Raw genomic sequence first — 12,280 nt, forward strand, 5'->3', positions numbered from 1 at the left:
TAACGAACCAGGATCCACCTTTCTTGGCTCCGAGTGTCTATAGTGATGCGCAACTCTTGTTGATCGGATTACTCTCATATCTTATCCTATAAATCAAGCCACATTTCAATCTCTGTCCCACACGAACCGATACGACCACGAATGTGTTCGCCGACAACGAGTTCTGGGTTTCAATGCGATACGCCAGCACGTCGTCGACAAGGGAGTTGAGTGCGACGCCGCCGCGGCGAACGAAAATAGAAAGCAGTTGTGATAGTATCGAAAACCTTCATAGAGCGTATATCGCCGCACAGAGACTACGTCTTCGATCACGATCTGTCGGTCACTCGCGACACTGTCCAGCGGTATCGAGTTCTCGTCGGCGCTGCATCGCCGGTGATGACCGTCCTATGAATCGAACCAATCGAATAGACACATTATCTACTGTATGATTGTTATACTGACGCGATACACGGTCGTGAGCCACAAACACTCTCGAGACGCTTATTCTCGAAGGAACAAGTCCATCACACTCGAGGGACTCGATCGGTAGCTTTTCGGCGCCCTATCGCCGCGTCTCGTACATGAAGACGCCACTCAAGCCCGACGCGCTGTGCGATCGCGGGGACGTCGCCGTCGAAACCGAGACCCGAACGGTCACGGACGCCGAGTTCGAGACTGCACGCGACCTCGAGAGCCACGTGACCGTCGGGATCGAAACCGACGCGGGTGAACTCCTGTTCGTCGCCGCCGGCGCCCGCGGCTGGACGCTGCCCGCCGCCCCCGTCGGCCACGACGAAGAGTGGGCGGCGACCGGACGTCGCGTCTGTGAGTCGCTGACCGGCGTCGCCGCCGAGATCGACGAACCGGTACGCGTTCGACGGGTCGACTTCGAATCGGAGACCGATTCCGGGCGACGACACACGACGTACGACGTCCTCGTTCGGACCGAGTCGGTCCCCGGGCGCCCGGTCGCGGAGGAACCGACCGTCGCGGGCGACGCCGTAACGGACGTCGTCTGGCTCGAGGAGACGCCAGCGGACGGCTCGAGCGGCCTCGAGGCCGACGTGCGGGCGCTTCTAGACTGATACTGTCGGACAGCAGTCAGTGAACCGTCGGTCGTGAATTCGTGGCTGTCACCGTCGGCGACGGCCACAGTAGCGCGACCGACGGTGAATAGTGCTGTCGGACAGTATGACGAAGCTATCGTCTGGTCATCGCTCGAGACCGTATTACTCCCCGAGACGTCCGTTCTCGAAACCATCAACTATCCTTATTCGTCAGCTCAACTGATTGTCGTACTGTCATATGACGGGAAACGACAGTCCATCGACGCCGCGACGAGCCTTCCTCGCCGGAACGGTCGGGACGGTCGCGTTGAGTACGGTCTCCGGCGCACGAAAGCGAGACGGCCGTGGCAAGCGAACGAACGGGAACGAAACGGCACCGTGGCAGCCGACTGCCCACGATCTGACGATGGACGACGGCCACCGACTTCGGGTCTGGGAGCGGACGACTGCCGAGAATCCCGACGAGGCCGTCATCTTCGTCCACGGGATGACCTACGGCGCGGTGCCGATGTTCGATCCACCGGTTGCCGAGGAGTTCGGCTGGTTGCAGTACGCAGCCGAGCAGGGCCAGGCCGCGTTCGCGCCCGATATGCGTGGCTACGGGGAGACGGAACTACCCACCGAGTATCGGGCACCGCCGGAGACGAACACGCCGCCGCTGTCGTTCGAACGCGAAGCCATGGATCTCCTCGAAATGACGCGATGGCTCCGCGAGGAGCAAGGGTTCGATCGGATCCACTACGTTGGCCTCTCGGGTGGCACGTGGCGCGGTCGCGCGGTGTACGCACTCGGCGATCCCGACTACGCGACGGTGACCCTCGCCGCGGGCTCGTTCGACACGCTCGAGGTGGGTGCAGACCCCGACGGGCCGGCATATCTTCCACACGTCCGCGAGGAGTTCGTCGAGGCGTGGACCGGGGAGGTTCCAGCAGACGCCGACCTCGATCGGTGGATCGGGGGCGACGAGTTCACCGCCGACGAGGTACTGGATGCAGTCTGGCGGGCGATCTTCGAGAGCAACCAGGCCCTCGACGACGATCCGGAGACGGTCATCGCCCCGCTCGTGGTCCAAGACCGGGAGTACCATCCGAAACACATCACGGATCCGACGTTCGTCGTCCGCCCATCGAGCGACGAGACCATCTCCCGGGAGGGCGCGTTGAACCTTTACGACGCCGCCGGTGCCGACGACGCCCGGAAGCGGTACACGGAGATCGCCGGCGGAACGCACTTTATCTTCCTCGAGCGCAAACGCGAGGTGTTCTTCGACGCCGTTCGACAGTTCCAGACGCGGTACTGATGGTGTCGAACAGCAGTCAGTGACCCGTCGGCCACGACATCGCGGTCGCCACCTACGGGGACGCCCGCAGTCGCGTGACCGATCGTCGACTCGTGCTATCAGACAGTATGAGACGGCCGTTTTCGATCGCCCGTAACGTTCTCACGACCGGATCGTCTACGGTTTCGGTATGAACGATCTCGAGGTTCGCGTCGCCGACACCGAACGGACCCGTGACGATGCCTTCGCGGTACGCCAGGCAGTGTTCGTCGTCGAGCAGGGCGTCGACCCGGAGATCGAGTACGACGACCACGACGAGACCGCGACCCACTTCGTCGCCTACGACGGCGACGAACCGGTCGGCGCTGCCCGCCTTCGGGAGGCCGAACCAGGCGTCGGCAAGGTCGAACGGGTCGCCGTCCTCGAGTCACGCCGGGAACACGGCATCGGGCGTGCGGTGATGGACGCCGTCGAGTGCGAGGCACGAGCGCAGGGACTCGAGTCGCTCAAACTACACTCCCAGACCCGCGCCGCGGGATTTTATCGCAGTCTCGGCTACGAGCGTCGCGGCGAGGAGTTCGAGGAGGCGGGGATCCCGCACGTCGAGATGCGAACGTCACTCGAATGACTCTCGTCGAGGTGGCTACTCGAGTTGCGTTCCGGGGACGCCGGCGGCATCGAGCGTCGTAATCTCGGCCATAGCGAGGACGTACAACACCACCATCACGGCGATCCACGCGACCAGCGTGATGCCGGCAGCGTCGATCCAGCCGCCGGGATACCGTCGCTTGACGACCGCCAGATAGGCGAGCAACACGATCGCGGGACCGAGAAACGGGATCCATCCGAAGAAGAACCCGACGACGCTCCAGACGATCGCGCCGAGCAACGCGGTAAAGAACGCGTAGGTGTAGTCGCTGACGTCGGCGATGACGATCGCACCGATGTGAATTCCAAGCGCACCGATCAGGAGGCTGGCGATAAAGACGACGAGGCTGTCGATCATGCTCCGTATAATCGTTTCTAGTCCACCGAAAATAGCTATCGCTCGTTTGACCCGCTCTCGCGACCGTCGCTACGTCCCACCGATCCGTTCGCGCACGTACCGCCCGGCGAGACCGACGATCGCGAGCGTCATCGCCGCCGCGAAGGCGACGACGAACGCAGACGTCGGCTCGGTGACCGTCTCGAGTTCCTCGAGGACGAACTCGCCGGCGAGGACGGTCGCAACGACGAATAAGACGAGTCCACCGACGTTCTCGAGCCACGAGTTGGTCTCGGGGACGACGTCGGGGTCGTTCAGCAGATAGAGGATCACGGCCAGGGCAAACGGCGTCCCGACGAGGCCGAACGCGAGCATGACGACGAGCAGTTGGAAGAACGCGCCCTCGAGAAACGCACCGACGGCCGACGCGAGCGCGACGACGACGATCGCACTCCGGTACCGCGAGTCCTCGACCGACCGTTCCCAGCCGAGTTTGTCCGCCAGCAGGTACGGCGGGACGATCGTGTTCCCGCCGAGCGTTGAGACCGCGGCGCCCCACAGCCCCAGCAGGAAGAGCCACATCGCGTGTTCGCCGGCGATCGGGCCCAGCGCCTGTGCAGCCTGGATCTCGTCGATCGCCGCAGGGTCCTCGACGGCCCGGGGAAGGACGCTGGCCGCGACGAGAAAGACCGCGAGACTGAAGATTCCGAACGCGACCAGCATCGAACTCACGACGTCGAACGTCGCGATACCCCGGTCACGCTCGGTCCAATCACGGGCCCGCATCGTGTAACTTTGCATCGTCAGCAGTGTGATGTGGACCGCGCCGCCGAGGACGCCCGCGGCAACGACCGCGCCACCGACGCCGGGAATCTCGGGGACGAGCCCGCCGGCTGCGGCGGCCGGATCGATCGGGACCACGAACGCCGAGATGACAAACGCGAGCACGACCAGCGAGACGAGTACCTTCGCGCCGATCTCGGCCATCCGGTAGCCGCCTCCGGCAAGTCCCAGCGCGAGGATCGCTGCCCAGGTGACTCCCCAGAGCCGAGGATCGGCGAGTGCGGCGACGCCGACACCCGCGGTGGCGACGATCGTCGCGCTGACGTCCGCCAGCGTCTTCATGATCACGAGCTGTGCGAGCCCCGCAGCCAGCACGGCGTCGACGACCAACACCCAGGCCCAGAACGAACCCAACTGTTCCTCGACGACCGAGACGATCCCGGCCTCCGTGAGCAGCCCCAGCCGCATCGCGAGATACTGGCCGACGGTCCCCAGAAGCGCCGCGAGGACGACGACCCACAGCAACGTGTACTCGAAACTCGCACCCGCGACGAGCAGGCTGACCATCGTCGCCGGACCCGCGGCGATCGCACCGGCAAGCCACGTCGGTCCCAATCGCTCGAGCGACGATACCACGCGTCCGGCCCCCCACGAGTTCGACGAACGCGATTCGGTTGCCATCGACTGTGCTTTCGATCTCGCGTATATAACCCTGTGGTATCGCCGGGTAAACGGCACTGTGTAACACGGAAAACGGAAGCGGGCGATCGGGCCGGAACCGAGACGGGACCCGTCTCAGACGGACTGCTGTACCGATGACCCGCCGATCGCCAGCACGGGGTCGACGGTCGGTGGGACGTGACTACAGTAGTCCGTACCATACTATCGGACAGCACGAGTCGACGATCGGTCGCGGGACTGGGGCCATCCCGCGGGTAACGGCCGCGCGTTCGCGACCGACTGCGCACTGACTGCTGTCCGACAGTATCAGTCGTCGGACGTCGCCAGCGACGCGTCGGCGTGTCCCGACGCGGACGTCGTAGACGGACTCGAGACAGCCGCGAGGGCGAGGAGACCGAACGCGATCATGACGAGCGCGACCGGCCCGGCGACGTCACCGTAGCCGGCCGTGGGATCGATGCCGATCACGGCGGCACCGACCAGCAACGCGACGCTGCTGGCAGCCGCAGGCCGGGCGACTCGAGCGGGGGCCGTCGGCGGACACACGTCCCGGCCAGCGATCGCGTCGAGACTGGCGTGTCGGCCGGCGAGCGTGGCGGCGACGATCGCACTCGCAAAGACCAGCGGCGCGAGGCGGACGAGTCCGAGCGCCGTCAACACGGCGAGATAGGCGACGGCGACGGTGCCGGCGAGTCGAGTGCGATAGCCCACGAGCAGGGCGATCCCGACGGCAGTCTGGACGGCGGCGAACGCGACCACCCACGCGCTCATCGCGGGGAGGATCGCCAGTTCGATCACCGACGCCATCGGAGCGACGTGGGCCTCGGCGATCCCCTCGAACACCGCCGTCTGGGCGTCCGCGCTCGCCCACCCTGGCAGGGCGTTCGCGCCGGGTTCGGTCCGAACGACGATCTCCTGGAGGAAGCGGTAGCCGACGAAGACGCGAAGGGCGTCCGCGACGACCGAAACCGGGTTCGCGCCGCGATAGACGTACGAGCAGCCACCGGCGAGGAGGCCGGCGAAGACGGTCATCTCGAGCGCCGTGAGATCGACCCGCGTGCCGACCATCTCGGGGATCGTCAGGAGGTAGTAGAGCCCGACGACGGCGACCCCGGCCGCGAGCATCGGATACCACTCACGACGGATCGGCAGCGGTGCGTTGACGGCTCTCGTGAGACGACCGAGGACGTCCGGCCGGTTCCAGAGGAGCCCGTCGACGCCGTAGTAACGGCCGGCGTTTGCGACGAACGCGAACGCGACCGGAACGGTAAACAGCGGCGACGTACGGATCATCCCGAGGTGAAACACCGGCAGGAAATAGAAGATCGTCACGAGCGCGGCTGGACGCGTCCAGATTCCGACAATCAACGCGAGGGCCCCGCCGATCTGTGCGATCAGCGCGAGGGCCGTCCACAGCTCCGGTGCGGGGAGCACGACGGCCTCGAGGAGCGCGCCGAACCAGCCGTAGGTTCCCTCCTCGAGGGCCTGGTCGGCGACCGCTTGAACCTCCGTCCCGACCACCGGACCGATCCCGTCGGCGCCCGGATCGATCCAGTCGGGGTTTGGCCCAGTCGTGAACCACCCGATCTTCCACCACCCCCCGAGCGTGAGCTCGTAGAGGAGTAAGAAGCCGGCGAAGATCCTGGCGAAGGCGATCCAGGGGCCAGCCCGGAGGTTGAACGACGACTCGTCGACAGCGTTTTTCTTTGCTACCATAGTTAGAAATTCTGCCTATCCTTATTAATAGAGCAAACTTGATTATTACGAATTTTGGTCGATCGATACGGCTGCGACAGCCGGGCCTGATCTCCCGGTCTCCGACGTCGTGGTCCTCGATCCATCATCCTGTGAAAGTGACTTTTCTCTATCTAAAGTATAGTTGTTCTCATGTCGTCGGACCAACCCCGACGTATCGGTACGCGCTCCGTTCACGACGACCCTGCCGGTTGCAGCGCTCTGATTCGAGAGTCCGTCGGCTCCGCATTTGTGTCGAACGCGCTCCAGCACCGTCACGCTCCGAGGGCGACTACTCCCTCGAGCGGCGGGCCGACGCGAGGCCGCCTCGCTGCGAGATGGGCGACGGATAGCCGGTCGAACCGATGCGTTCAACAGGACAGCACGCACACCTCGAGCCATGTACGCGGTCGTCGGCTGTAGCGAGTGTTCGAACCTCTGGATCATCGAGGGACGCTCGGAGACGATCCAGTGTCCCCGCTGTGGCTCACGACGGGCCTACGAGAAGCGCAAGAAGTTCGTCGAGACCGAGGACGCGAGCCACGCCCGCGACGTCCGCGCCTCGATGCTCGCCAACCGCCAGGGCGAAGGTGACGCGTTCGCGAAACTGGACTCGTTCGACGCCCTCGAGGAGGCGGTCGCCGACGGCGTCGTCGACGACGAACAGTATCTCGAGGCGTCGGGGCTAGACGTCGACGAAGTCGAGGCCGCGGGCGAGCGCGATCGGCGGGGGCCGACCCGCAGCGGAAGCAAGAAAGAGATCGTCGAGCGAGCGCTCGAGGACCTCGAGCGGCCGACCGAGGACGAGGTGATCGACTACGCCGGCGAACGCGGCGTCTCGGCGGCGTACGTCCGGGATGCCCTCGAGAAGCTGGTTCGACGCGGCGAGGTCAGCGAGAGTCGCGGACGGTATCGGCGACTCTAGAGACAACCCGCGGAGTCATCGAAGCAGCAAGGCTTTGCGTCCGGACGCCGAACGGGCGGTCGATGGACGACACGGTCGACGTGCAGATGACGGCGATCGGCGTCGGGACGGTTCCCGCGCTGGCCGTTTTCGCCTACGGGAGATATATCGGCGGGACGATCTTCGGAATCGACCCGACGACGCTGGCCGTCGGGATATTCGCCACGACGTTCGCCGCCGTCGCCCTCTTACACAACGCGTACGGCCGCCGCGACTTCGCCGCCGCCCACGCCACCGCGGCCGCCGGGCTGGGTATCATCGCCATCGCCGCGTCCGGCGTACAGTTTCTCGGCGGCTACCTCCTCTTGCTTATCGGTGGCGTCTACATCGCAGTGATGACGATTCGGGCGCGAAACGAGGAGCGCGACGTCGCCGATCCGGCGTAGTTCGCTATAACTGCTGTCCGACAGTATTACCGACCTAGATCTTCGTGTGCGCTCGCCAGATGCCGCGACGACAGCGCCGCGAGCAGTGAGAGTTCGCCGGCCAGCGCGCCGACGGCGATAATCTCGGCCAGCGCGTCGGCGTTGCTCCCGGCTGGGTCGCCGCCGCCCCGGAGGCCGAGGACCTCGAGTGCCTCGGCCTGGGTCGGCAGTTTCGTCCCCCCGCCGACGGTTCCGACCTCGAGCGAGGCCAGCGAGACGCTGGCATAGAGATCGGTAGTGCCGTCGTCGCGTTCTCGCGTGTCCATCGACGTGATGGCGTTTGCCCCTTCGACGACCTGAGCCTCGTCCTGGCCGGTCGCGAGAAACGCTGCGCCGACGACGTTTGCGGCGTGGGCGTTGAACCCGAGGCTGCCGGCCTTGGCGCTGCCGATCAGGTTCTTGCGGGTGTTGGCCTCGACGATCCCCTCAGCGGTCGTATGTAGTCGGTCCTCGAGGAGGTCGCCGGGGATCACGACGTCCGCGGTGACCGACCGGCCCCGCCCCTCGACGGCGTTGACGGCGGCGGGTTTCTTGTCCGAACAGAGGTTGCCCGAGAGCGCGACCAGGGAAGCCGGCGTCTCGGCCTCGACGAGCTCGCAGGCCTCGCCGGTCGCGATGGTGGCCATGTTCATCCCCATCGCGTCTTTCGTGTCGTAGGCAAAGCGTAGGTAGACGGAGTCACCGACGACGTACGGTTCGACGTCGATGAGTTCGCCGTGGCTCGTCGTCGATTCGGCCGCCTCGGCCAGCGCGTCGACGTTGTCCTCGACCCACTCGACGGTCTCGGCTGCCTCGGCGACGCCGTCGACCTGGAACACCGGCGCGCGGGTCATCCCGTTTTTCGTCACGCGAGCGTCGGCGCCGCCCGCGGCGCGGATCACGGTCAGGCCGCGGTTGACCGACGCCAGCAGGGCGCCCTCCGTCGTCGCCAGCGGCAGATAGTAGTCGCCGTCGGCCGCCCCACCAGCTACGGGAACGGGACCGACGACGCCCATTGGCACCTGCGCGGCGCCGATCATGTTCTCGATGTTCGGCTCCGCGGCTTCGGCCGGGAACGCGTAGTCGCCGACCGCCTCGAGGTCGGTGTCGGTCTCCCGCTCGAGCAGCAGGCGGCGGGCTGTCGCCGCCGTGTCGTGGTCGGCGTGGTCCTCGAGTTCGTGCAGTCGCAACTCGCCCTCGTCGACCCGTTCGACGAGGTCCTCGGGGTCTGTCATAGCTCACTCGAGACAGCGGGCGGTCCTAAGGATTGCTGATTCTCGTCGACCTCCCTCGCGGTCGGTCCCGCTGTCGCGGCGATCACCGCGTCTGCGTCTGGGTCGGCGTCCCGTCGCTCGTGATCCGGTGCCACCGGAGCAACTCGTAGCAGACGAGCCCGATCACCGCGACGGCGCCGGCGGTCGCGATCAGTAGATACTGAATCCCGTCGACGTCGCCGGCGAAAGCGACCGCGAACACGGCCGTGCCGACGGTCGCAAACTGGACGCGACTGCGTGTCGATCCCTCGTCGGTCGCGGCGAGATACAGCTGTGGGACGGCGATGGCGATGCCGGCGAAGACGAGAAACGACAGGAACGGGTACGCCTGGAGTCCGACGCCGAACTGCTCCTCGACGACAACCGAGCCGGTAAGAACCAACGCCAGCGCCAGCAGTGATCCGAAGACGACGCGACCGGTTCGATCGAGCATATCGGCGAGTCCACGAGCCGGCAGGTTAAGCTTGTGCTCCCGACAGTCTCGAGGCGACTCGTCGGCAGACGCCCGGACTCGAAGCATCACGTCGTGGCGGCGCAAACACCCGCCGACGCGGCGGTGAACCCAACTGTTTTGCTCCTCGCCGACACCCTCTCGGGCATGACCAGCGCTGCCGACCGCCTGTTCGTGAACGCGGCGGTTCACACCCTCGCCGAGCCCGATACCGTCCACGAGGCGATCGCCGTCCGCGACGGCGAGATCGTCCGGATCGGCGACACCTACGAGATCGAGTTCCTCGAGGGCGTCGAGACGGACGTGATCGACTGTGACGGACGGGTCGTCCTGCCGGGCTTTATCGACGCGCACACGCACATGGAGCAGTTGGGCCAACACCTGGTTCACGCGGATCTCTCGGAGGCTGGAAGCGTCGGCGACTGCCTCGAGGCGCTACGCGATCACGCCGACACGGCCCCCGACCGCGAGTGGATCCTCGGCTTTGGCTACGACGAGAGCGAGTGGGACGGCTCGCGGACGCGACCGCTGACGCGGACGGACCTCGATCGGGTCAGCGAGGACCGGCCGGTCGTCGCCATGCGCGTCGATCTCCACACCGCGTCGCTGAACTCGGTCGCACTCGAGCGTCTCGCGGACGACCTCCCCAAATCCGGGCTCCGAACGGACGGCGGCGAGCCGACCGGCGTCGCCGTCGAGGACGCTGCCGAAGCCGTCAGGCGACGGCTGACCGGCGACCGCAAGGAGATGCGCGAGCTGCTTACGGCGGCAGCAGAACACGCCGTCGAGCGCGGCGTCACGGGCGTCCACGACAAAATCCGAGGATCGGTGGCCCCGCGAGTCTATCGCGAACTGGCGGCCGACGGCGACCTGCCGCTGCGGGTGCGGATCGACTACTGGAGCGACCACCTCGAGGCGCTGACCGAGGTCGGCCTCGTGACGAACGTCGGCGACGATCGGGTGCGGACCGGCGCGATCAAGTCCTTCTCCGACGGCAGTTTCGGGAGCCGGACGGCGAAGCTCCGGGAGCCGTACGTAGACGGGAGTGACGGCGACGAGACGGAGACGTCCGGCGACGACCGCGGCCAGTGGGTCGTCGACCCCGACGACCTCGCCGCTCTCGTCGACCGGGCCGACGGCGCCGGCTATCAGGTCTGCGTTCACGCCATCGGCGACGCGGCGATCGAGGAGACGCTCTCGGCGTTAGAGGAGACGCCGGATCCCGACGATAGGCGCCACCGGATCGAACACGCCGAGCTGGCGACCGACGACCAACTCGAGCGCATGGCCGAGGCGGGTATCGTCGCGTCGATGCAGCCGAACTTCCACCGCTGGGCCGACGCCGATGGGCTCTACGACCGCCGACTCGGGCGGGAGCGACGAACGCGGACGAACCCACTGGGCCGTGTCCTCGAGGCGGGCGTCCCCCTCGCGTTCGGTTCGGACTGCATGCCGCTGGATCCACTGCTGGGGGTCCATCACGCCGTCAACGCCCCCACCGAGGCCCAGCGGCTGTCGGTGACGGAAGCGCTGCGGGCCTACACCCACGGGGCGGCTTACGCCGGCTTCGACGAGGACCGACTCGGTACGCTCGAGGTCGGCAAGCGAGCGGACCTGACCGTTCTCGAGGCATCCCCGTGGGACCAGCCCGACCGGATCGACGAGATCGAGGTTGCGATGACGGTCGTCGACGGCGAGATCGTCTTCGACGGTCGCGACGCCTGATCCGGACCGCTGATACGGGTTGCTGTAACGATTTACCGGCGCAACCGCGACCCGGGCTGCGGTTGCGCCGGTAACGACTTACAGTCGTCCGTATGAGACGCCGCTCTCCTGTCCCGTGGTGTTCGGAAACCGACACAATTATCGGTTCCAGCCGCGACGTCCGACCGATGTTCGATGCGTTATTCGTCGGCGTCGGCATCGCGCTCGTCGCGGTCGGCTGCTGGAAGCTCCGGCCGGCCTACCACGTCTACCGCGGCGACACCGACGACGTCGTTTCGATCGAGCGGGCCGACGGCCCGGTCGAACTCGAGGGCACCGCGAGCCCGATCGATCGGACCATCTCTGCGCCGTTGACTGGAACGGATTGTCTCGCCTACGAGTACGAGGTCGAAGAGCTCCAGTCGAGCGGGAAGAACTCCTCGTGGAATACCGTCGACGAGGGAGTCGGCGGCGTTCCCTTCCGCCTCGAGGACGCCACCGCGAGCGTCCGTGTCGAGCCGGCCGGGGCCGACCTCGCGCTCTCGACGGAAGCGTCGATCGAGGTCGACGGCGGCGAACCCGAACCGGAGCCGATCAAGGCGTTCCTCGAGACCGAATCCGACCTCGAGTCCGAGAACACCTCGCTGGATCTCCGCGTCGTCGAGATCGCAACCGGGAACGACAGGCGATATCACGAACGGCGACTCGAGCCGGGCGAGGACGCGTACGTCTTCGGCCAGTCGCGTTACGACGTCGACGCACGCGAGACGATGCGCGACGTCAGTGCGGTAATCGAAGACGGGCCGGACACGCCGGCGTTCGTCGTCGCGGACGCCACCCAGGACGTCGCCGCTCGGCGGCTGGCGAAACCGGCGGCCGTCTGGATCGCACTGGGCATTCTGGCAGCGGGGATCGGCCTCGTCTCGACGATGTAGTCCCTACCGATGGATTGACACGACCTACGGACTTTTG

General features: G+C 66.2%; 12 protein-coding genes. 7 read left to right on the forward strand and 5 right to left on the reverse strand.

The annotated features are described in order from the left end of the window. Positions 1–563: 563 nt before the first annotated feature. The 3 genes from RBH26_RS18955 to RBH26_RS18965 all read left to right on the forward strand — a co-directional run bounded on the left by RBH26_RS18955 (position 564) and on the right by RBH26_RS18965 (position 2,956). On the forward strand, positions 564–1,067 hold the full coding sequence (locus RBH26_RS18955; protein WP_306759940.1) for a hypothetical protein: 504 nt from the start codon (positions 564–566) through the stop codon (positions 1,065–1,067). Positions 1,068–1,287: 220 nt separating this feature from the next. Beyond that, positions 1,288–2,349 (forward strand): alpha/beta fold hydrolase, encoded by a 1,062-nt coding sequence (locus RBH26_RS18960; protein WP_306759941.1) that lies wholly within the window; start codon positions 1,288–1,290, stop codon positions 2,347–2,349. Between the two features lie 169 nt (positions 2,350–2,518). Beyond that, positions 2,519–2,956 carry a GNAT family N-acetyltransferase gene (locus RBH26_RS18965; RefSeq protein WP_306759942.1) on the forward strand — a complete coding sequence of 146 codons (438 nt, stop codon included), beginning with the start codon at positions 2,519–2,521 and terminating at the stop codon, positions 2,954–2,956. 15 nt (positions 2,957–2,971) lie between these two features. Here RBH26_RS18965 and RBH26_RS18970 read toward each other — a convergent pair whose 3' ends face one another. The 3 genes from RBH26_RS18970 to RBH26_RS18980 all read right to left on the reverse strand — a co-directional run bounded on the left by RBH26_RS18970 (position 2,972) and on the right by RBH26_RS18980 (position 6,493). Continuing rightward, positions 2,972–3,334, reverse strand: coding sequence for a hypothetical protein (locus RBH26_RS18970; protein WP_306759943.1), 363 nt, complete (start codon positions 3,332–3,334; stop codon positions 2,972–2,974). A gap of 69 nt (positions 3,335–3,403) precedes the next feature. Continuing rightward, on the reverse strand, positions 3,404–4,777 hold the full coding sequence (locus RBH26_RS18975; RefSeq protein WP_306759944.1) for a divalent metal cation transporter: 1,374 nt from the start codon (positions 4,775–4,777) through the stop codon (positions 3,404–3,406). Between the two features lie 306 nt (positions 4,778–5,083). Next, positions 5,084–6,493 carry a DoxX family protein gene (locus tag RBH26_RS18980; RefSeq protein ID WP_306759945.1) on the reverse strand — a complete coding sequence of 470 codons (1,410 nt, stop codon included), beginning with the start codon at positions 6,491–6,493 and terminating at the stop codon, positions 5,084–5,086. Positions 6,494–6,911: 418 nt separating this feature from the next. Between RBH26_RS18980 and RBH26_RS18985 the strand changes: the two genes are divergently transcribed. Both RBH26_RS18985 and RBH26_RS18990 read left to right on the forward strand, forming a co-directional pair. Continuing rightward, the gene (locus RBH26_RS18985) at positions 6,912–7,436 is read left to right on the forward strand and encodes a DUF5817 domain-containing protein (protein ID WP_306759946.1); all 525 of its coding nucleotides are present in this window, start codon (positions 6,912–6,914) and stop codon (positions 7,434–7,436) included. 62 nt (positions 7,437–7,498) lie between these two features. Continuing rightward, entirely contained in the window at positions 7,499–7,861 is a 363-nt protein-coding gene (locus tag RBH26_RS18990; protein WP_306759947.1) for a hypothetical protein, read from the forward strand. A 26-nt stretch (positions 7,862–7,887) separates the two neighbouring features. Here the strand turns inward: RBH26_RS18990 and hmgA are convergent, their stop codons facing one another. Together hmgA and RBH26_RS19000 are read right to left on the reverse strand one after the other, a co-directional pair. Next, positions 7,888–9,114 carry a hydroxymethylglutaryl-CoA reductase (NADPH) gene (gene hmgA / locus RBH26_RS18995; RefSeq protein WP_306759948.1) on the reverse strand — a complete coding sequence of 409 codons (1,227 nt, stop codon included), beginning with the start codon at positions 9,112–9,114 and terminating at the stop codon, positions 7,888–7,890. An 82-nt stretch (positions 9,115–9,196) separates the two neighbouring features. Beyond that, complete coding sequence (locus tag RBH26_RS19000) at positions 9,197–9,586, reverse strand: hypothetical protein (RefSeq protein WP_306759949.1); 390 nt, start codon at positions 9,584–9,586, stop codon at positions 9,197–9,199. Between the two features lie 165 nt (positions 9,587–9,751). On the opposite strand from RBH26_RS19000, the gene RBH26_RS19005 reads away from it, so the two are divergent. Both RBH26_RS19005 and RBH26_RS19010 read left to right on the forward strand, forming a co-directional pair. Further along, positions 9,752–11,329, forward strand: a complete 1,578-nt coding sequence (locus RBH26_RS19005; protein WP_306759950.1) for an amidohydrolase — start codon at positions 9,752–9,754, stop codon at positions 11,327–11,329. A 167-nt stretch (positions 11,330–11,496) separates the two neighbouring features. Then, on the forward strand, positions 11,497–12,243 hold the full coding sequence (locus RBH26_RS19010; RefSeq protein ID WP_306759951.1) for a GIDE domain-containing protein: 747 nt from the start codon (positions 11,497–11,499) through the stop codon (positions 12,241–12,243). Positions 12,244–12,280 lie beyond the last annotated feature (37 nt).

The sequence above is a fragment of the Natronolimnohabitans sp. A-GB9 genome (assembly GCF_030848565.1).
In the GTDB taxonomy this organism is placed as follows: domain Archaea; phylum Halobacteriota; class Halobacteria; order Halobacteriales; family Natrialbaceae; genus Natronolimnohabitans.